Origin of the sequence: Enterococcus sp. MMGLQ5-1 (assembly GCF_013155265.1) — a bacterium.
Taxonomy (GTDB): Bacteria; Bacillota; Bacilli; order Lactobacillales; family Streptococcaceae; genus MMGLQ5-1.
In genome coordinates this window covers 47,282-68,387 of record NZ_JABJXU010000002.1, presented here as the reverse complement: position 1 = coordinate 68,387, position 21,106 = coordinate 47,282, and the positions used below count along the sequence as shown (strand labels likewise).

Annotated in this window: 23 protein-coding genes; 4 read left to right on the top strand and 19 right to left on the bottom strand. The window is 35.3% G+C overall.

The window, feature by feature from the left end; genetic code table 11:
- Nucleotides 1-59: 59 nt before the first annotated feature.
- The 10 genes from HOY35_RS03310 to HOY35_RS03265 form a co-directional block, all read right to left on the bottom strand.
- Nucleotides 60-479, bottom strand: coding sequence for an FMN-binding protein (locus HOY35_RS03310; protein ID WP_213173243.1), 420 nt, complete (start codon nucleotides 477-479; stop codon nucleotides 60-62).
- 17 nt (nucleotides 480-496) lie between these two features.
- Nucleotides 497-1,165 (bottom strand): ABC transporter ATP-binding protein, encoded by a 669-nt coding sequence (locus tag HOY35_RS03305; RefSeq protein ID WP_172210871.1) that lies wholly within the window; start codon nucleotides 1,163-1,165, stop codon nucleotides 497-499.
- A gap of 2 nt (nucleotides 1,166-1,167) precedes the next feature.
- On the bottom strand, nucleotides 1,168-2,310 hold the full coding sequence (locus HOY35_RS03300; RefSeq protein WP_172210873.1) for an ABC transporter permease: 1,143 nt from the start codon (nucleotides 2,308-2,310) through the stop codon (nucleotides 1,168-1,170).
- A 3-nt stretch (nucleotides 2,311-2,313) separates the two neighbouring features.
- On the bottom strand, nucleotides 2,314-3,606 hold the full coding sequence (locus tag HOY35_RS03295) for an ABC transporter permease (RefSeq protein ID WP_172210874.1): 1,293 nt from the start codon (nucleotides 3,604-3,606) through the stop codon (nucleotides 2,314-2,316).
- Nucleotides 3,607-3,632: 26 nt separating this feature from the next.
- Entirely contained in the window at nucleotides 3,633-4,889 is a 1,257-nt protein-coding gene (locus HOY35_RS03290) for a DUF2318 domain-containing protein (protein ID WP_172210876.1), read from the bottom strand.
- 36 nt (nucleotides 4,890-4,925) lie between these two features.
- Entirely contained in the window at nucleotides 4,926-5,525 is a 600-nt protein-coding gene (locus HOY35_RS03285) for an iron transporter (RefSeq protein ID WP_172210878.1), read from the bottom strand.
- A 35-nt stretch (nucleotides 5,526-5,560) separates the two neighbouring features.
- Entirely contained in the window at nucleotides 5,561-6,760 is a 1,200-nt protein-coding gene (locus HOY35_RS03280) for an FTR1 family protein (RefSeq protein ID WP_172210880.1), read from the bottom strand.
- Between the two features lie 345 nt (nucleotides 6,761-7,105).
- Entirely contained in the window at nucleotides 7,106-7,330 is a 225-nt protein-coding gene (locus HOY35_RS03275; RefSeq protein ID WP_172210882.1) for a helix-turn-helix domain-containing protein, read from the bottom strand.
- Between the two features lie 56 nt (nucleotides 7,331-7,386).
- Nucleotides 7,387-8,040: an HAD family phosphatase gene (locus HOY35_RS03270; protein ID WP_172210884.1), complete on the bottom strand. Its 654-nt coding sequence runs from the start codon at nucleotides 8,038-8,040 to the stop codon at nucleotides 7,387-7,389.
- A gap of 52 nt (nucleotides 8,041-8,092) precedes the next feature.
- Entirely contained in the window at nucleotides 8,093-9,037 is a 945-nt protein-coding gene (locus tag HOY35_RS03265; RefSeq protein WP_172210886.1) for a D-2-hydroxyacid dehydrogenase, read from the bottom strand.
- A gap of 252 nt (nucleotides 9,038-9,289) precedes the next feature.
- Here HOY35_RS03265 and HOY35_RS03260 point away from each other — a divergent pair, with 252 nt between their 5' ends.
- Genes HOY35_RS03260 through HOY35_RS03250 form a run of 3 tightly spaced genes read left to right on the top strand, consistent with a single transcriptional unit; the run spans nucleotide 9,290 to nucleotide 12,401 of the window.
- Entirely contained in the window at nucleotides 9,290-9,658 is a 369-nt protein-coding gene (locus HOY35_RS03260; RefSeq protein ID WP_172210888.1) for a hypothetical protein, read from the top strand.
- Nucleotides 9,659-9,669: 11 nt separating this feature from the next.
- Nucleotides 9,670-10,431: an ABC transporter ATP-binding protein gene (locus HOY35_RS03255; protein ID WP_172210890.1), complete on the top strand. Its 762-nt coding sequence runs from the start codon at nucleotides 9,670-9,672 to the stop codon at nucleotides 10,429-10,431.
- Nucleotides 10,428-12,401 carry an FtsX-like permease family protein gene (locus HOY35_RS03250; RefSeq protein WP_172210892.1) on the top strand — a complete coding sequence of 658 codons (1,974 nt, stop codon included), beginning with the start codon at nucleotides 10,428-10,430 and terminating at the stop codon, nucleotides 12,399-12,401. Before HOY35_RS03255 ends, HOY35_RS03250 begins: the two co-directional genes overlap by 4 nt.
- Before the next feature lie 16 nt (nucleotides 12,402-12,417).
- Here HOY35_RS03250 and HOY35_RS03245 read toward each other — a convergent pair whose 3' ends face one another.
- The 3 genes from HOY35_RS03245 to HOY35_RS03235 all read right to left on the bottom strand — a co-directional run bounded on the left by HOY35_RS03245 (nucleotide 12,418) and on the right by HOY35_RS03235 (nucleotide 14,951).
- Nucleotides 12,418-13,383: a HAMP domain-containing sensor histidine kinase gene (locus HOY35_RS03245; RefSeq protein ID WP_172210894.1), complete on the bottom strand. Its 966-nt coding sequence runs from the start codon at nucleotides 13,381-13,383 to the stop codon at nucleotides 12,418-12,420.
- Complete coding sequence (locus HOY35_RS03240; protein WP_249641469.1) at nucleotides 13,373-14,047, bottom strand: response regulator transcription factor; 675 nt, start codon at nucleotides 14,045-14,047, stop codon at nucleotides 13,373-13,375. Before HOY35_RS03240 ends, HOY35_RS03245 begins: the two co-directional genes overlap by 11 nt.
- Before the next feature lie 70 nt (nucleotides 14,048-14,117).
- A complete protein-coding gene (locus HOY35_RS03235) occupies nucleotides 14,118-14,951 on the bottom strand; it encodes a carbon-nitrogen hydrolase family protein (protein WP_213173242.1) in 834 nt (277 codons plus the stop codon).
- Between the two features lie 214 nt (nucleotides 14,952-15,165).
- Here HOY35_RS03235 and HOY35_RS03230 point away from each other — a divergent pair, with 214 nt between their 5' ends.
- Nucleotides 15,166-15,408, top strand: a complete 243-nt coding sequence (locus HOY35_RS03230) for a GlsB/YeaQ/YmgE family stress response membrane protein (RefSeq protein WP_172210898.1) — start codon at nucleotides 15,166-15,168, stop codon at nucleotides 15,406-15,408.
- Nucleotides 15,409-15,480: 72 nt separating this feature from the next.
- On the opposite strand, the gene HOY35_RS03225 is transcribed toward HOY35_RS03230, so the two are convergent.
- From HOY35_RS03225 to HOY35_RS03200, 6 genes are all read right to left on the bottom strand, one after another.
- A complete protein-coding gene (locus HOY35_RS03225; RefSeq protein WP_249666049.1) occupies nucleotides 15,481-16,239 on the bottom strand; it encodes a MurR/RpiR family transcriptional regulator in 759 nt (252 codons plus the stop codon).
- A gap of 78 nt (nucleotides 16,240-16,317) precedes the next feature.
- Complete coding sequence (locus tag HOY35_RS03220) at nucleotides 16,318-17,988, bottom strand: alpha-glucosidase (protein WP_172210902.1); 1,671 nt, start codon at nucleotides 17,986-17,988, stop codon at nucleotides 16,318-16,320.
- A gap of 1 nt (nucleotide 17,989) precedes the next feature.
- The gene (locus HOY35_RS03215) at nucleotides 17,990-18,412 is read right to left on the bottom strand and encodes a PTS sugar transporter subunit IIA (RefSeq protein ID WP_172210903.1); all 423 of its coding nucleotides are present in this window, start codon (nucleotides 18,410-18,412) and stop codon (nucleotides 17,990-17,992) included.
- Nucleotides 18,413-18,423: 11 nt separating this feature from the next.
- Nucleotides 18,424-19,260 carry a PTS system mannose/fructose/sorbose family transporter subunit IID gene (locus tag HOY35_RS03210; protein ID WP_172210905.1) on the bottom strand — a complete coding sequence of 279 codons (837 nt, stop codon included), beginning with the start codon at nucleotides 19,258-19,260 and terminating at the stop codon, nucleotides 18,424-18,426.
- The gene (locus tag HOY35_RS03205) at nucleotides 19,244-20,041 is read right to left on the bottom strand and encodes a PTS sugar transporter subunit IIC (protein WP_172210907.1); all 798 of its coding nucleotides are present in this window, start codon (nucleotides 20,039-20,041) and stop codon (nucleotides 19,244-19,246) included. The genes HOY35_RS03210 and HOY35_RS03205 overlap by 17 nt, the downstream gene beginning before the upstream one ends.
- An 18-nt stretch (nucleotides 20,042-20,059) precedes the next feature.
- The gene (locus tag HOY35_RS03200; protein WP_172210909.1) at nucleotides 20,060-20,536 is read right to left on the bottom strand and encodes a PTS sugar transporter subunit IIB; all 477 of its coding nucleotides are present in this window, start codon (nucleotides 20,534-20,536) and stop codon (nucleotides 20,060-20,062) included.
- Nucleotides 20,537-21,106 lie beyond the last annotated feature (570 nt).

Below are 21,106 nucleotides of genomic sequence, written 5' to 3'. Positions count from 1 at the left end.
GAAATATCTCCTGTAGTTAAATAAATCTTTATTACTCATCAATCATTAATTGTTAATTGTCATTTGCTCAATGCAGCCTCAACTGCTTCTTTAAATTGATTATAAGAAATCGTCGCACCAGAAATCACTTCTACCTTTTCGAGCGATTGATTTTCCTCTAATTCTTGACTGTAGCTCTTCATCGCATTGACAGCAAGCTGTGCTTTATTGTAAAAATTTTGATCTGTAATTTCACCGTTTCGTTTACCATATTCACTATCTTTAATTGAACCGTCCTTTTGAATCGTTTGAAATTCAACCTGCTGAATTTTTTCATTCTCGATTTCAAGCTTTACTTTGGCATAAGCGCCTTCATCATCTTTACTGCTAGTCCCTTCATAGCTACCATCTTTTAAGGTGGTCTCCTTAGCATGACAAGCAGTTAGGCAAACGAGAAAAGAACAGCATACCATTAATCCTATTTTTTTTCTGATTCTCATTTAAAAACTCCATTACTTTAACGTTCGATAATTTGTGCAATTTTACCATGCTCAAGAATTACTGTTCTTTCAGATTCCTCAGCAACTTCAGGATCGTGCGTGACAACAATAATCGTTGCACCTTGCTGATGTAATTTTTTAAAAATATCAATGACAATTTGTTCATTTTTTTCATCTAAATTACCTGTCGGCTCATCTGCTAAAATTAACATCGGATAATTAATTAGCGCTCTAGCAATACAAAGTCGTTGCTGTTCCCCTCCTGATAATTGACTAGGAAAATGCTTTGTTCGATGGCTCAGTCCAACCTGATCTAAGGCCTGCAATGCTTCAACCTCATCTGGCATACTGTGATAATATTGCGCAATCATCACATTTTGCACCGCTGTTAAATAGGGTACCAGATGAAACTGTTGAAAAATCAAGCCGATTTTATCACGTCGGATGGCCGTTAAGCCCTTTTGCGTTTCTTTTGAAATATCCATACCGTCCAAGCTGACTTTACCCGATGTTGCCTTTGACATACAGCCAATAATATTCATCAGCGTTGTCTTGCCAGATCCTGAAGGTCCCATGATTGAAATCCAATCGCCAGACCTTACACTTAATGTCACATCTTTTAGTGCATACAAATCTTTGTACTGCATCGATACCTTTTCTAATTCTAGTACATTATTTCCTGTCATGATTATTCTCCTTTAAGTACGATTGCAGGATCAACATTCAACGCATTTTTAACTGGAATGAAGCAAGCTAGCATGGTAATCATCAATGAGATAAGAATAGTCAATGGTATAATCCAAATTGAAAAATCAACCAATCGTCCAAAAACCTGTAGACCAACAACCCTAGCAAAAAAGTAACCTAGCACTGCACCTAAAACACCACCAAAACAGCCTAAAAGGCAGGCCTCACCAAGAAACTCGCCAACAATCACCTGATTATCAGCACCTAGTGCCTTTTTTAAGCCAATCTCCTTGCGCCTTTCTTGAATAACAGACATCATTGTAGTGCCCACGCAGATAAGCGTGATTAATAAAACAATAGCCGTAACAAAGAAAATCAGAGCGGTCAGCTTTTTAGAAACCTTTGCTTCTGAGCTGGTTAGTTTTTTGGCTAACTGATAATTAATATGATTATCAGAAGTCTTAAGAATTTTTTTACCAATTCTGTTAAGCTGATTTTCATTTTGTGGAATACTGGCTTCAATTAGGTCATATTCTAAAATTTGGCTTGGAAAAAGGGTCTTAGCTATTTCAGAATTACCATAGGCAATCGCTTCCTCTTGCCCACCAGTTTGTAGAATGCCGACGACCTTTAAGCGACTTGTAATGTTTTGGGTAGCAGTCATTTCGCCAATAAAGCTATAGCTTTGCCCAAGCTTGAAACGAAATTGCTCAGCAAGTTCTTTACCGACCAATATTTCATCAGCTTGTACTGGATAATCACCTTCAACATACCAATATGGGTGCGTTTTTTGTACCTGCATAATATCTGTACTACAAAAAATTAGCGGGTTTTCATTTAATTTAATTGTTTGATATCGAAAGGCTGATAATCCTGTAACTGCTGTTTCTTCCAATGAGGCTTTAATCTGCTCATAGTCTTGCTCAGAAAGCCCACGTTCACTATCTGCCGAAAGAAAAATTAAATTTGCACCATATCGACGAAATTCCTGATTTAATTGTCTTGGCATATCTAAGTAAATCGCTGACAATCCAGAAACAACGGTTGCACCAATAATAATGGATAAGATAGCAATTAGCATTCGACTTTTTCGCTTTAAAATGGCAGCCGATATCATTTTTAAGTATAATTTTTGTTTTGTCATTTTTCACCTACCGTGCAGCACTTCTGCTGGTTTTAAAGTAAGGAGCATTCTGATTGCCTGCAGACTACCCAAAACCGTTACCGCTAAAATTAAAATAATGACAATTGGAATCACTTCTGTTTTCAACGCAATCGAAACACCAAAAACCTGATTGCCAATAATTTGCGCTAATAGATAGCCAAAGCTCATTCCAATGCCACCACCAAGCAAACCGACTATCAAAATTTCTGTTAAAAACCGTCGAATAATTGAGCCATTACTCGCTCCGAGCGCCTTAATCAAACCGATTTCCTGACTACGCTCAATCATGCTGGTCGTAACAATGCTCGTAATACCTAAAACAGAGCTAAGTAAGCTTAAGACAGTTATCAATACCATCAATAATTGGGTTTTATTTAAAATTTCACCCTCTGATTCTGCAACCTGTCGCAATACCTTAGCCTTGGAATTGCCAATCACTTCTTCAATTTGATATGAAATTGAGCTGACATAAGCTGTACAATACCAGGTTTCCCAATCTTTAACGGATAATAAATCAGGATTGACTGCCGCCCGTCTTGCTAATTCATTATCTGGTGTTGTGATGGCACTGACCTCAATTGATTCAACCTTACCCACTAGATTTGTTAGCTTTTGTAGGCTGCTCAATCCAACAAATAACTGATTTTCTGACTCATCACCAGTTTTAGCAATACCCGTAATTTGATAGCTCATTGTCTGATTGTTCACCAAAACCTGAACTGTTTGATTGACAGACAAGCCCAATTTTTGCGCTAATTTAGTACCGATAACTGCTTGATTGAATATGGCATCATTTGCCCATTCTCCATCAATCGTCCACCAGCTTTTCAAATTAATTAAACCAGTGGTAACCGAATCACCAGTTGGCAATGCTAAATTATTTTTAAACCAGGTGCCATTGACTACTACATTTTCTTGACTTTGATTATTCGCACTTAATTCAACCTTTTCTTCAAGATGCGGTGCAAAATTTTCAATATTATAGGCCCAAAAAATTGTTTTCAATTTAGGAATATCACTCTCTGCTAAATACTTTTTTCCGCCCTTTTCATCAATAGAAATGCCATATAAATCACTTAGTAATGAAGCGTCTTTTGGCAAAACATTAATATTTGCACCGTAAGTCTTTAATTCCTGATTAATTTTATCGCCAACATCAAGCATCATCATCAGCATTGCTTGTGCAAGTGAAGTACCAAGGATGATTGTCAGCATAACTAAGCCAAATTTTCTTTTTTGACGCCAAATTGCACCAAAAACCATTTTAATAAACATCTGCAGACTCCTCTTTTCAAAAACTACTACTCAAAGCGTGATTGTTCATTATCTAAGTCGACTTGCTGAATGATCATCTGATTATTTTCAATTGAATAATTAAGTGGCACTGGATTACAGCCACCCTTAAAGCCAATTGTTGAACGATTCATCACCACATCACATAATTTACACACAATTTCATCATTCCGCTCGTAGTAACCAGTAGCCCCACAAATATCACAGGCATCCAAACCGACACCGTAGCTCGTTTCATTTTTTAAGACAACGATAAAACGCATTTTGACATTTTCGTTGGTTGTATATTCAAAGCGATGCAGATGTCCATCATTGACCTGATTTAAGGGGATTAAAATTTGTGTGCCCTTGATAATCATTTCTTCTGCGGGTGCTAGCTCTGTTGCCTGACTAAGGTGCTTCTCTCCGTATTGAATTGAAGTTAGTAATAGTAGCGCACTTAGGAAGAAGCCGGCAAAATAATAGTAATAATAACGCTTCTTTATTCGCTTTTTTCTAATAATTGCTGAATTTTCACCTTCAATACGCATTCGTCTAACCTTCATCAGAAAATAGAAAGCTAATAAGCTAATTCCAATAAAAATTAGAATTTGAATTAATTGTAAGTAATTATTCATAAAAACAATGTATTTAAATAACCACGTTGAAAATGGAATCAATCTTCGCGCCAGCAATGGCTGAATTATCGCTGGAATTTGCAAAAGGATTTGTAAAATCAGAAAAATACTTAATATCAATACACAACTATTTTTCGATAGTACCCTTGCCAATTTCAACCAGCAATAATAAATAAGGACGGTTATAAATATTGCTAATAAACAACCAATGAATTTAAACAACGTATTTGTCGTTAAAAAGGCTTCACCATTGACATAAAGCTGATAGAAAACAAATAATGCATCGGGAACGGATAAAAGGATGGCGAATAAATTCAACCATCCGATGCTAAAAACAATAAGGCGCTCTGCAAAAACCTGATTTGCTTTATGCACATTTAATGCAAACAGCATCAGGCAAATAATCTCGCCGATAACCGCGCCGCTATTAACAAAAATTGTTAGGTATTCTTTATTTAACCAAACGGTAAATATCTTAATAATTAGTAATACTATTGAAAATAGTAAACCAAAAATCAAGCCAAGCTTAGTCGCTTTTTTTATTTTATTTTGCTCAATATTGAAAGCCCTTAAGCCCACTAACAAAAGTGAAAGATAGGCTGCAAGCGGTAATATAACCCAGATCATCCTTAAAAAAAATTTCAACATTATATCACTCTTTTCTCATTTAATACCAAGCTAAAATTACCATTCGCGAGGTACATAGTCGAAGTCCCACTCAGCTACTAATGGTTCTGACCAATATCTGCCCTCGACACCAGTTTCTTTATCCACGTGTAAAAGATAACCTTGTGCTTCTGGATTGGTAATTAAAAAACGGACCTTATAAGAGCCTGCATCACCAAACTTAACATTTGTACCATAATGTGGGCCATCAGATGCACTCATTGGCATAAAATTACCACTTGAAACATTACCATCCTTGTCTTCAATTTCATATTTAATCGTTAGGTAAGGTACAAAATCACCGACACCATATCCCAAATCATTTTCTAATGCCGAAATATCAGCCTCGATATGCATATCTGATTCTTCCTTTGATAATGCACTACCCGCAGGCTCCATGTCTACTGGTTGAAAATAAACTGCTGCTACGTTTAAAGGGCCTAATTCCTGATCGTCTCCGATTGGAAATTCTTCAAAGCCTGCCGTTTCAGCTGGCGCAGCAGCTTTCTTTTCTGTCTTACTCTCACTATTTGCTGTACTGGTTTTTTTGGTCTCACACCCTGTTGCCAATAATGTAATTGTCAATAAGCCCAAACCTGTAATCATTAATTTTTTCATTTTATACTCCTCTATTTTTTAATGTGCGATAAAAATTAATTTGATTTAGAAATTACCTGCTTCCCTTTTAATTGATACCAAATCAAACCAATTGTTAAAATTAAAATAATTATTTGTGGTACTAATGTTTCCAAGGTCGGATAGATGCCTAATAACGAAATCGCTGAAAAACCATCAATCGTCGACACACTGACTAAATTCCCTTCTTGCAGCTCCTTAATGCCGTTACCTAAGAAGGTGAAGGCCATCACAAATAATAAAATACTTGTTCCTCTAAAGAACGGCTTCATCGGAATTTTGATACTTAAAAAACGAATTGCTAAGTAGATAAATACTAATCCCACGGAACCAACTGCTAAACCTAACCAAATCATATTTTGGTATTGATTATCATCTGCCAATAGTGCTTGATAAAAAATAATTGTTTCCGCACCTTCACGAAATACAGCCAGAAATACAGCAAATGCCAAAGAAAATACACCACCAGTTGCAACCGAAGCATCAATCTTGCCTTCAATATAACGCTGCATGGCATCGGACTCTGATTTAGAAATCATCCAATTGCTGACTTGAAATAAAACAACAACCGCTACTAGCATTGTAAAACCTTCAATTAGCTCTTGATTTGCACCTGATAGACTGGTCAGCTTCATCAATGCTAATGCCATTACAAAGCTTGCGACACCTGCTGCAGCAATACCCAAGTATATAATTTTAAGCTTATCTTGCTGTTTCATCTTAATCAGATAAGCAATAATTGCCCCAACAATTAAAATTGCCTCAAAGCCTTCTCTTAGAATAATGACCAAGGAAGAGAAAAATGAAGTCCATGGACTTTTTTCAACACCATCTAATTGATTAGCATCTTCACGTAAATAAGTTATGAGCTGATCAATTTCTTGACGAACAACAGCCTTCTTTTCACCACTCGTTATTTTCTTTTTAATCGTACTAAATTGATATTCAACAACCGAGGCACGATTACCAGAAATATAAGACATTACTGTTTTTTCAAAGCCTAGCTTTTCATAATAGCTGTAATATGCCACATCAACCTCAGCTTTAGCCTTAGCCTTATCACCAGATTCATAGATTTGATATGCATTATCTAATACTTTTTCCATATCATCTACTACATGATTCCAGCTTTGATGCTTGTCCGCCGCTTCGGTCATTGTTGTCACTATCCCAAAAGACAATAATATTAAAAATAAAATTGCAATAATCTTTTTCATAATTCACCTCCTTTAATGAATTTCAAGCAAAATCAGTACTTATATTGATAAAATTTTAAGATTAATCAAATATTATCATTATTGATAATGATAATCATTATCAATAATGTATCAAAAAAAATAAAAACAGTATATTAATATTTAAATTATCTTGAGATTCAAAGTACAGCTTCTACTAGAACGAATTGATTGTAGCATAATTGAGAATCATTATCAATATTAAAATAGTTTTCGTTATGCTTATCCGCCCTCTGACATTAAAGAAGGCAAAAAAGAGCACTCTACTTGGTAGCACTCTATTGATATAATATTTTTTATGTCTAAATATTGGTTAAATTCAAGCATCTAGGACAAATATCTCTCGACAAATTTATTCCATAATCCAGCTGGTACATCAAAAATTTTTTCAAGCTTCAATGCCAGTTCTGGCGAAATCTCTACTTCTCCAGCCAATAATTTTTGTATTTCAGGCTCATCAATCGCTAGCTTTTCTGCTAATTCCTTCTTAGTAAGCTGACTTAATGATAAAAATGTTTCAAGCATTTGCCCTTTTTCTAACTGTGAAACCATTCACTACTCCTTATTCTAATATCCTATTTCAATAACAATATGATAACAAACTCAACTTAAGAAACAAATTGTTTGAGCTGTGATAAATTCTCAGCCTGATGAAAAAATTGAGAACTATCAATACTTGAGGTATCTAGTTTTTTTATTGCACTACTATCCGGTATCAAGACAACATTAATTGCTGAATTAATTGCAGCCGTAGCACCTTGAATGGAATCTTCACAGGCAAGCGCTGAGCTCGCAGAAACATCAGCTTTTTTTAAAACCTTCAAATAGACCTCTGGTGCCGGCTTATGGTGAATGACCTCATCGCCATAGCAAGGATAATCGATTGCCGCAAATAGCTCTAAATAATTTAACATTTTGGTCGCACGCGCCTTATTCGTTGAGGTTGCAAGCCCAATTTTAATTTGCTGGTCCTTTAAATATTCAATCATTTCAAGAGCATAGGGCTTCGGCTTTATATTGCCCGAGTATAACTGCTTATTGATATAATTTTCGCGTTCGACTTGCAGCTTCGATACATCAAGCCCTCTTTTGGCAATCGCTTTAGCCGTTTGTAGCCAGCTCTGACCTTGCCAGCTCGCAATCGTTGTTTCAGCAATTTGAATGCCATTATTTTGAAATACCTCAAGCCACCCTGCCCGATAAATTCGCTCGGAATCTATTAATAAACCATCCATATCAAAAATGACAAGTTTAGTTGTCACAAGTATCACCACATTTCTATAAATTTTTAGCTTGAAAAACAAAAAATTGAACTCACCTATTAATCAAATTAATTAATTTTTTATCATTCATAAATAATTCTATATTTTTATTAATAATTTTTAGTGCAAATACTTTAGTTGCAGGTAGAGTAAACCCGCCAGCTGCGTGTGGTGTAATAATTAAACGTTCCGTTTCCCAAAGTGGATCATCTGCTGGTAAAGGCTCCTCCTCAAAAACATCTAAGGCTGCACCGGCAAGTAATTGATTGTCCAAGGCTTTCTTAAGGGCTCTGGCATTAACTAAGCTCCCTCGGCTAACATTGATTAAAAAAGCATCTGATTTTAAATAGCTGAGTGTTTCCTGATTAATAAAATGATAATTATCAGCAGTCGAGGGCAGACATAAAACTAAAACATCTAGCTCAGCAAAGGCCGTTTTCAAATCCTTTTGTTGATAGATTTTTGAAAAAAATGATGGATTCTGCCGATGCTGATTGTCGATCCCGATAACTTCTGCACCAAGCAGCTGCAATTTTTCTGCTAAGGTATTACCAATATTGCCCAAGCCAACGACTCCAATTTTAGCACCATAAATTGACTTAATACTGCCCTCACCCTGCCAGAGATGCTTTCCTTGATTATTGAAATATAAATCCAATTTTCGCATTAGAGCTAGTATTAACGCAATGGCATGCTCAGCAACCGTTAAACCAAAAGCACCTCGGGCATTACTCAATAAGGTTTGAGCTGGTAAAACATTTGCCGCTAAATATTCATTAAAACCGGCACTACTTAGCTGTAACCATTTCAGCTTCCTTAGCTTTGAATTTAATAAATTAATCGGTGGATTACCAATGATAACATCTGCTGATTCAATTTCTACTTGTGTTAAAGCTGTTTTTTTCTTAAAAATAAAATGACATTGCTGATGCTGCTTAATAATTATCTCTTGCTCCGTTTGATTCATTTGTAGTAGAAACAAAATTTTCATTTTCATAAAATCCCCCTCCACATTAAAATACACTGCAGGATTATTATTTGGCATATACTATAATTAATAATCTAAATTAATTATAGCATCTCTTTGTATAAATTGAATCACGGATAGCTATAATCTTCAGCCTATCAATTGCTTGATTTCAATAAGCAATATGGATACTTACAATTTTGTAAGCTTATGTGAGTGCTTTGTAAGTAGCAATCCTGCTTTAAGTCAAGCTATAATTTAAGCATAGATTGGAGTGAGCGTATGAAAAAGGCAATTAAACTATTTATCGGTTTATTAATTTTAGTTAGCGTTGGCTTATTATTTTATTTTAAAATATATAATGGTAGTCAAATTGTTTATGCACAGGTTACTGAGGAACCAAAAATTGGGCGAGATGAAACCTTCAATAGTTATATCTATGAGTTATCAGCCTATCTGCCAAATGATTCTGAAGCAAAAGTAATCGAAATCAGTGAATCGAGATTTAAAGATGAAGACAACCACCAGCAGCCTTATCAAGTCGGTGATTATTTGAAAATCGAATGGAATAATTTTCGTAAAATCCAAATGTCAACGCAAATAATTAGTAGAAATGAAATACCTCAAAACATTGTAAAAAAAATGAAATAAGGAGATAAAAAATGAGTTTTTTAAAAGTCAATCATATTGAAAAAATTTATCAGCAAAAATTAGGTGGTCAAAAAACCACAGCTTTAAAGGATATTGATTTTGAAATGTCAACTGGTGAGTTTGTGACCATTATGGGTGAGAGCGGGGCAGGTAAAAGCACCTTATTAAATATTTTAGCAACCTTGGAAACACCAACCTCTGGTAAGATTACGCTTAATGATACTGAATTTTCCAAGATGAATGAAAATCAGCTTTCCAATTTTAGAAGAGAGCATTTAGGCTTTGTTTTTCAGGATTTCAACTTAATTGAAACCTTCAATGCCAAGGATAATATTCTTTTACCACTCGTTTTAAGAAAAGAGTCTAAACAGGTGATGCTTACACGTTTAGAAAATCTAAGCAGAACTTTAGAAATAAAAACGCTACTTGAAAAGTTTCCCTACGAGTTATCTGGTGGGCAAAAGCAACGAATCGCTGTGGCCAGAGCATTAATCACCAAGCCAGAAATCATTCTAGCAGATGAACCAACCGCTGCCTTGGATAGTAAAAATGCCAAAGTTCTAATGAAACTATTTCAAAAGGTTAACGAAGCTGGACAATCGATTTTGATGGTTAGTCACTCCGTTTTTGCTGCAAGTGAATCTTCACGTGTCCTATTTATTAAGGATGGTAAAATATATCATCAGCTTTATCGTGGTAATTATAGTGCAAATGAATTTTTAGTAGAAATCAATCAGGTAATGACTAGTTTATATGGAGGTGATCATGAATGAGCTATTTATGGCGCCTTGCAATTGATCACCTAAAACGAGGGAAAAAGGACTTACTGCCCTATTTAATTAGTTTAATTGTCATGGTTGTACTATCAATGACAATCGAATTATTAATTCTTTCACCGAGTATTAAAACACTCCAAGGGGCAAGCTCAATTATGATGCTGCTCTCTTTAGGCAAAATCGTTTTAATTATCTTTGCCTTTATCTTCGCTAACTACACACATCAATTTTGGTTTAACTCAGAACAAAAAGAAATTGGACTCTTTTTAATTCTAGGCATGAAGAAAAGAGATATTAGCAAGATTATTACTTATGCAAGTCTAGTAATTTTTTCAATAACGATGGTTATCGGTACAATTCTCTCATTATTTTTGGGTAAACTGATGCTAATGATTCTTGTTAATTTACTAAAAGGTAGTGATTTTTCCCTACAAATCAGTAGCAAAGCCATTATCAGCACAGTTATTATTTATGGCTTAATCTTTTTATGCCTATTATTAAAGGATATTTTTTCTATCCATTTTAAAAAAATTCAGACATTATTACGCCAAAAAGAAATTGGCGAAAAAGAACCCAAAGCACGATGGATACTTTCACTTCTCGGTATCGCTTGTATCGCTGCTGCTTATTATATTGCCATTACAATTAATAATCCAATTAGTGCCCTGATGCTGTTTTTCGTAGCGGTTATTCTCGTTATCTTCGGAACCTACCTATTATTTATTTTCGGTATCGTTGCCTATTTCAAGTGGCGAAAAAAAAGGCCGAGCTATTACCAGCCTAAAAACTTTATTCAAGTTTCAAGTATGCTATTTAGAATGAAACAAAACGCAGTTGGCTTGGCAAGTATTGCGATTTTAATGACAATGACACTAGTAACGGTAATGTCATCATCAGCACTTTACTTTGGTATGGACCAGCGAATAGATGACTTATTTCCGAAAAATGCTCAAATATCTAATTTTGAGCTTGATCGGCCTGATGCGCAAGACGAGGCTTTAATGTCAACGCTAAATCATTTAGCAGAAAAAAATCAAGTTAAAATTGAAAAACCAGCAATGCTAAAGGGTGTACTACAATTTACAGGTGTACTAAGAAATGATGGTACAATTGAGCACTTGGCAAAAAACTCAGCTACAAATGGTGTTTACGCATTTTCTGCCTCAACCATTGCTAACTATAATGATTTAGCGGATAAAAGTATTAAACTAAATTCAAATGAAGTTTTAATTTATAATTACCGTAATAAGAATAATCTGAAAACCATTAGCATTAATGGTAAAAAATTTAAGGTCGTTCAAAATTTAAATGAAATAAAAGGCTTCCCAAAGACGAGTATCCAATTCGTTTTTCCGGAGATGATCATTTTCTTTAGTGACGAAAGCCTTTATCCAGCGATTACTGATGGTTTTTATTATTTTAGCGGTGAAAAGGTAAATCCAAGCCAGCAAAATCAAACCATTTATGCAGATTTAAAGGGTAAGCCTAACGCAATCAAAAATTTAGTCAAGGCTGCTAATGAAAGTAATATTAGCATTGAAACTAAGGATGAAACCCAAAAGGGACTAAATGCCTTTTTCGGCGGCTTTCTATTTATCGGCATTTTACTAGGTATAAGCTTTATTCTCGCGACTAGTATTATCATTTACTACAAGCAAGTCAGTGCTGGACTAGAAGATCAAAAGCGTTTTGAAATTATGCAAAAAGTCGGATTAAGTAAGCAAGAGGTATGGCAGGCAATTCGTCGACAGGTTTCTCTAGTCTTCTTTTTGCCAGTGAGTGTTGCCGTTATTCATTTTCTAGTTTCTCTACCAATCATCATTGAGCTACTTAAGCTTTTCGGTGTTCAAATTACAGGTACTCTCTACTGGGTAATTGCCATTACAATAATGTGTATTGTTATCCTTTACTTTATCGTTTATCAATTAACCAGTAAGGTCTACTACCAAATTGTCGAAAGAAAATAAAAATTCAGTCCATTCATTAATCATGAATGGACTGAATTTTTATTTGAGTACCTACACCTACCTCTGAAGTAATCGAAATATTAAAATTTAAATTCTCTAATACCTGTTTCGTCTGACTTAAGCCAAGACCACTTGACTTTTCCGTCATATGCCCATTATACCCTGTATAACCAGCCTCAAAAATACGTGGTAAATCCTGCGATGAAATACCAATGCCTGTGTCTGTTACCGTTAGAGTATTATTTTTAAAATCAATTGTAATCTTACCCTTTTCAGTATATTTAACCGCATTATACAATATCTGCTCGAAGGCAAACTGGAACCATTTACGATCCGTTATTAAATCATGCTTGAAGGATTTCAAATCAACACGTAAATTTTTAGCAATAAAAAAGCGTGCATATTTTTTAATACTTTCAGAGATTAATTCAGTTAAATCAAAGGGTTCAAAGTAGTAGTCAGTAGATGACTGCTTTAAACGAATGATATTTAACATCAAATTCAAATAATGAAGCATTTCAGCAATTTCTAAATCTAAATCAGTAAATTCGCCTGTCTCATTCATTAGCTTAACTGCCGAAAGCGGCACCTTCATCTGATGACTCCACAACTCAACCAATTCTAGCAACGCAACACTTTCATTACGTTTTTCGGCCTTCAAATCAAAAATCGTTTGCTGTAATTGATTCACTAATTCTGCATAGCTAGCTTCAAGCATTGTACTTTTAGGTAAGCTATTGCTTAGTGATTCAGCATTAAACTGTGCCAACTGTCGCAAGCCTTTGATAAGTGCTTTTAGCCTAAAAGCAAGAAAAATAATCACTATCAGCAGGCTTAAGCCAAAAAAATCCTTTAGGGCATTTAAGGGTAAGCCCTCGATTTTAAAGGTAAAGAGTAGTAATAAAAACATAATCAAATAGCAGGTCAAGAAAAAACGAACGCTTTGCAAATAAGCCAAAAGGAGCTTTTTTTTAGGATTCAATAAAATACCCCTTCCCCTTTTTATTCTCAATTGGTTTCATTTGAACAGCTGCTGCTTTTTTTCTTAATCTTGAAATATTAACAGCTAAAATGTTAGAATCAACAAAATCGCCGCCCTCCCATAGCTTCTCAATTAGCGTATTATTGGTTACAACATGCCCTGCTTGTTGAATTAAAGCCTTCAAAATCATCGTCTCATTCTTGCTCAAACCAACCTTTAAATCACCATTTGAGAGCTCTCCTGTTTCAGTATTAAGTGCTACTTCACCAATATTTAAAATATGTGAATCAGCTATTGGAAATTGATAGGTTCTTCTCAATAACGCTTGTATCTTAGCAACCAAAACTTCACTATCAAAGGGTTTAGCAATATAGTCATCGGCTCCTAAATTCATCGCCATAACCATATTCATGTGATCATCACTGCTCGAGATAAAAATAATCGGGACAGTTGAGCTTTTCCGAATTTCCTGTGTCCAATAAAAGCCATTATTGAAGGGTAGCTTGATATCCATTAAGACTAAATCTGGTTGATATAAATTGAATTCGCTCAATATCTGATTAAATTCTTCAATTCCTTTAGCCTCAAACTGCCACTGTTCGAAAATTTTAATTAATAATCCCACAATTTTATTATCGTCCTCAATAATTAAAATTCTTTTCAATTTCATACCCACTTCTCTTTATTATTAAATCGTCCAACCTTAGGATTAAAATAAGCGTTAAAGGACGCTACTACTTACCAGTTTCATCAAGCCGGTAGACCAGATGACGCCGATTTTCCAGAGTCTGCATTCTTGCTCTGACAGCCTTCAAAAAATCAAAATCAATGGTTGCAAATAAAACCTCAGGCTGATCATCTGCACGCGCAATTACCTGCCCCCATGGATTAATAACCATACTGTTACCATAGGCTAGCATTCGTTTATTTTGTCCAAATTGATTAGCCGCGACCATATACACGCCATTTTCAATTGCTCTCGCTTTTAATAATGGCTCCCAATGATCCTTACCAGTCATCATGGTGAAATTTGCTGGATTAAGAATCAAGTCGGCACCCTGTAAGGCCATTAAACGGTATAATTCGGGAAATCTTAAATCATAGCAGATTGCCATGCCTAGCTTGCCTAGCTTTGTATCAATCACAGCTATTTCATTGCCGCTTTCAACACTATCACTTTCACGGTAAGTCTTCCCAAGTGGATCAACAATATCAAAGGTATGTATTTTTCGATATTTGCCGATACAAACACCCTGGTCATCAAATAAAAAGCTAGTATTAAAATGCTTCTTACTGTTTAGAATCAGCTCTGACCAGCTACCACCATGAATAAAAACGCCGAGCTCTTTAGCCAAACTGGAAATTAATTGATAGGTTGTCCCTGTTTCGTCTTCAGCGTACGGCTCTGTACTATCAGATATTAGATTGACCACTTCTGGCATTGTAATCAGTTTGGCTCCCTGCAATGCAGCATAACGAATTTTGGATTCAATTATCTTTAAATTCTCTGCAAGTTGATCTGAAGTATTGATTTGAATCAATGCCACTTGATATTTGTTTATCACCATTAGCCCCAGCTCCATTCAAATATTATTCTAAAAAAAGCATACTTTAAAAAATGAGTGAATACAATCCTTTAATCCAAAATCAAAGGATTAATCCTATATTATATGATTTAAATACTATCAAAAGACTTATTATTTAATTTTTTTAATTATTATTGCTATACTTAGTGAGTAACAAAGATATTATAATATTTTTAATTATAAGGAGGCATTTATAATGGGATGGATTTGGTCATTAATAGTAGGTGCGATTATTGGTGCAATTGCAGGCTCAATCACTAAAAAGGGTGAATCTATGGGCTGGATTGCGAATATCATTGCTGGTTTAATCGGCTCTGCCGTTGGTCAAGCACTATTTGGCTCATGGGGACCAAGCTTAGCAGGTATGGCGTTGATTCCATCAATACTTGGTGCAGTCATTCTAGTTGCTGTGGTTTCATTCTTCATTGGTAAAAAGTAAATAATTAGCATATGTTATAAATACCAGATTAATTAAATTAATCTGGTATTTTTTTAGTTTAGTTATTTTAAATTATTCATCAAACGTCGAGTATTCAAAGTATTTCAAGGCTAAAATTTCTAAAGTAATATTTAAGCCAGTCATCACCTGCATATGCATACTATGCTGACTAGGAATCTGACTTGACTCAAAATATAAATTATAATCTGCATGGTCTTGTAAATAGTTTTTACCGACCTCAGTAATGGCCGCAATTGGTACTTTATTCATTTTCAACGCAGGAATGATATCCTTAAGTGCGCTCGTCTCACCAGAAAGTCCAGCAATAAGCACTAAATCATCTTTGGTAATAAAGGTTTCACTAATTGCCAAATTCGTTTCACCACTAATCAACATATTACTGCGACCGCTAACAAGTAAATCCTTACCAAATTCTTTTAAGGCATTATTTTGCGAAAAACCAGTTGCAAAAAGAAAAACAAGTCTGGCTTTTTTAATTTGCATTAATAATGGAGTTAAATTAGTTTGATTCACAATATGAAATGTTCGATCAATATCCGACCTTAGCTTACTAACCAAATCCTCTGGTTCAATTATCGCCTCTTGAATTGATTTCCTTAGTGCAAATTTTAGCTCTGAAAACCCTTGAAATCCAACCTTTTTGGCAAGCCTTAGAACTGAGCTTTTAGAAGAAAGCAGGGCTTCTCCGAGCTCAACAATCGAAAAATTGACGACCTTCTCTTTATTTAAAATGATAAACTGTACCATCTCAAGTTCATTTGTAGTTAACTCTTTATAATGGCTTCTAACCTGCTGTTCAAAATTCAACATTCACCCCTATTAATCCAACTTTATTCTGATTAATTCTATTATACATGAAAAAGAATCACAAATAAGAGATTCTTAATTCTATTTTTTCAAATAAATTAAAGCTTCATATGGTCTTAATTCAAGTTTTTTTATTAATTTTTCTGCCGAATCAGGATAATTTGAGAGTAAAAGCTGTCCGTCAACTAGCTCATCAGCTAGCACGTAGTTGACCTTATCTTCACTAAATGAACAAATAACAATTAGCTTTTCGTGATTTAACGTCCGTGTATAGCCGTAGATTTCTGAATCATTCGGATTAATCAATTCATAGAAACCTTCAGCGATTATGTCATACGTTTTACGAAGCTGAATCAATTTTTGATAATGATAAAATACCGAATACTTATCATTAAGGGCTGCTTCAATATTAATCTCAGTATTATCGGGTGAATAATCAATCCATGGTATGCCCTCAGTAAACCCAAATTTATCGTCAGAGTTCCATGCAATCGGTGTACGCGCATTATCACGAGATTTCAAATAGACAATTTTCTTAATCGTCTCTTCTGTCTCGCCAGCATCTCGCATTTCGGCAATCATCGCCTTAGTTTCAATATCCTGATATTGCATAAGCGATTCAAAAGGCACGTTACGCATCCCAATTTCTTCACCTTGAAAAATATAAGGTGTCCCCTTCATCATATGCAAAAGCGTTGCTAACATTTTTGCAGATTCAACACGGTATTTACCATCGTCACCAAATCGAGTAACCGCTCGTGGTTGATCATGATTACTCCAGTATAGCGAGTTCCAGCCTTTACCTTCAAGCTTATCCTGCCATTCAGACATCACATCACGTAGATCACTCATCTTATAGCGGATATCGGAAAATTTACCATACTTACCATAATCTAGGTGCATATGATCAAAATGGAAAATCATATTCAATTCACGCCGTGTTGGATCCGTATATAAAATCGCCTGATTGCTTGTAGTATTCGCTGTTTCACCAACCGTTAGGACATCATACTTTGATAAAACCTTTGTATTCATTTCCTGCAAAAATTCGTGCACACGTGGTCCGTTAGAAGCACCAACATAATAGCTTTTACTGTAAATAGCACCCGGTAAGGCTTGAGGCCAGTCTTGACGTTTACTAATCAAGCTAATCACATCCATCCTAAAGCCATCAACACCCTTTTCAAACCAAAAGGTCATCATTTGATAAATTTTTTCACGTAAAATTGGATTTTCCCAATTTAAGTCAGGCTGCTCCTTAGCAAATAGATGCAGATAATATTGATTACGTGCTTCAACGAATTCCCAAGCGGAACCACCAAAGGTAGAGCCCCAGTCGGTGGGTGGTGTACCGTCTGGTTTTGGGTCCTTCCAGATATAATAATCAGAAAATTCATTATCCTTAGATTGCTTTGATTTTTCAAACCATTCGTACTGATCTGAAGTGTGATTTACAACTAAATCCATAATAATTTTGATGCCTAAATCGTGCGCAGCCTGCAATAATTCGTCAAACTCTGACATTGTGCCATAAATCGGATTAATTTGATAGTAATCTGAAATATCATAACCGTTGTCGACTAATGGACTTTGATAAATTGGATTTAACCAGATGACGTCAATACCAAGGTCAGCTAGATAAGGCAGTTTTTCTTTAATCCCGTTTAAATCGCCGATACCATTACCAGTAGTATCTTTAAAGGATTGCGGATAGACTTGATAAACAACACTTTTTCGCCACCAATCACTCATTTTACTCATCCTCATCATCCATTGTCTGTGCTTTGACAAAATCATTCACATAAATGAGTTGAGCCTGCGCTTCATCAACTGCCAGACGAATTGTCTCAGCCGATAGATAGTCATCGGTTAAAGCAAGAATAATTGACATGACAACTGGTAAATTCATCCCCGTTATTAAATGAAAATGTGGTAATTCGATAAATTGATAAAAATTTTGATTGACCGAACCACCTAATAGATCAGTAAAAACGATGACTTCACAGTTATCATCAATATCAGCCAATACTTGATTGATTTCATCTTGAATTGGTACATTGGTAAGATATGCTGAAATTGCCACTACTTCTGCTGTATTAGGTGCAATATATTCTAGTGTATCTTTTAAACCATCGGCAAAGCGATGGTGTGATGCAATAATAATTTTACGTTTCATTATACCCTCCATTACACTGTTAAAACACCAAAGAATGAACAAATTAAAGCAAAGATAATAACGGCAAAGATAATCTTAGTAATCGACACTTTCTTTCCAGCAATTAATTTATAAACAAAAAAAGTTAACAATGCAGGTAAAAGTGCTGGCATAATTTTATCAAGCACATCCGTTTGGATTGGCAGCTTGACCTTACCCGTTTTGAAAGTGATACCAACCGTCATTTTAATCACTGATGGAATTAAGGCACCGACAACGGTTAAACCCATGATTGAAGCTGCTTCAGTAAATATTGACAATTTATCACCAAGCGCTGTTACTAATTTTAAGCCTGAAGAATACCCAACCCTGAATAGCTTCAAACGGAAAAATAAGAAGAAGACATTCAGTAATAACCAAATAATCGTCCCGATTGGATTCCCTTGAAGCCCCATATAAGCCGCAATCGAGCCCATAATGGTTGGATAAAGTACCCAAACAAGCGTATCGCCGACACCAGCCAAAGGTCCCATCATCCCCGTTTTAAAGGCTTGAACCGCATCCTTTGACTTGATGCCATCCTTTTCTTCCATTGCAATCGAGGCACCTAATAAAAGATTAGCCATCCAGGTCGTTGTATTAAAATAATTAAAATGGTTATTTAATGCTTCAACATATTCATCATCATTTGGATAAATTTTTCGCAAAACCTTATTTAAACCAAAAACCACAGCAGGTCCTTGTTGATTTTCATAATTAAAAGTATTACATGCCATAAACATATATCTAAATGCAGCATAATCAATGTCTTTTTTCGTAACAACACCCTGTGTTTGATTTAATTTTTCATTATCACTCATCAAAATCATCCCCCTCAAAAGTTTCAGTATCATTACTTGTATTAGCAACTGGTGCTGACATTTTTTGCGTAAAGAAATAATAGGCAAAGGCAAGTCCTAGCAAGGAAATACCTAAGATTGGCAAGTTTAAATAAGCGGCAAAAACGAAGCCAATCACTAAAAAGGTCAAGTATTTTTTAACAGGCATAAATTGTAATAATAAAGCAATACCAACCACTGGCAACATACTGCCAGCAATTGATAAGCCGTCAGTAAACCAAGCAGGTACAAAATCTAAAATAAGCTTAACTAATTTATCGCCAAATAATACGCAAAGCGTCGTAGGAATTGCTGTAGATAAGCCAAAAATGACTGGTCCAATCCAAAAGGTACGGTTCATTGCTTTAAAATTTTTCTCATTCGCAAATTTTTGAGCACGATGTGTGACATAAGTATTTGCTAGCTTGGCAAAAACATCTAGCTGTAAACCAAGCATGCCAACAGGCACACCAACGGCAAGCGCTACCGCCTTCGCTTGCTCAATATCATTTGTCGTTTTAATGGCAACATAAATACCAACCAAGCTTGCAAGCCCCCAGTTTGGAACCGATGAGCCGCCAATATTAGCAACACCTAAATTCATCAATTGAAAAGTTCCGCCAATAATCATCGCTGTTTGCAGGTCACCCATAATCAAGCCAGCAAAAAATGCAACCATCACAGGAAACCAAGTTGTAATCACTAAGCCCTGCTGATCAAGCACCATCCAAAAACTTAATAAAATAATTAAAATACCTTGAATAATTTCCATTATCTATCACTTCCTTCATTAATTAATATATGTTTCTAATGGCTCCTCAGCTTCAGACGGAACAAAATGAAAGGTTACAGGTACACCAAGTGCTTTTAAAGCTTTTAAATCAGCAATTTCTTGCTCATTGACCGAAACCATTTTTTTAACGGTTTGCTTGTCTGGACCATCAAAAATAATACCGATATTAATTTTAGGCAGCGTCACACCCGCCTCTGCCATTCTTAACAAAGTTTCTGGCTCTCTTACAATTAAAAAAACATTGTGGCTTTCATATTTTCCAGCCTTAATATTATTGATAGCCGTTTCAGTGTCGATAATTGACATTCCAGTACCCGCTGGCTTGCTCATTCTCATCGCCGATTTTTGTACTTCATCTTTTGAAATTAAATCATCAACCACCATCAAGCGTTTAGCTTTGGTAGTTGCCGTCCATTGTGTCACGACAATACCGTGAATTAATCTTTGGTCAATTCTTGCTAATACTAAACCCATTTTTATACCTCTTTTCTTTTTTATGCTGATAAATCTTAAAAAAATTTGATTTATGAGATTCATCAATTTCAATTACAAATTGAGTATAATTTTGAATGAAAAGGTTTTCAATAGATTGGTGATGGTTTGGGACAACGCGCTCTAGATAGGGAATGGTGTCATAACAACGGGAAAATTCCCAAATGTTTAATAAAATAGCTTTAATCAATTGTTATTGTCAGATAAAATTTTTTAAAAGCCAGAGGATACCAATTATATTTCGGTGCAAAGGCTAGTGAAAGCTTAAATAATAAATAAAAAGGGCGCTTTCTCTCTGATTAAAACTATGAAAAATAGACGAGTCATTCGTTTATTCAGTCAGACGTTTTCTGTCTGACCGCATGACGTATCTATTTGAATAGTTTTGAGAAAGAAAGCCCGTAAAAAAAGGTGCCTTCTCTCTCTGATTAAAACTGTGAAAAATAGACGAGTCATTCGTTTATTCAGTCAGACGCTTTCTGTCTGACCGGATGACGTATCTATTTGAATAGTTTTGAGAGAGAAGGCCCGCCCAAAAAAGCCGTTTACGCT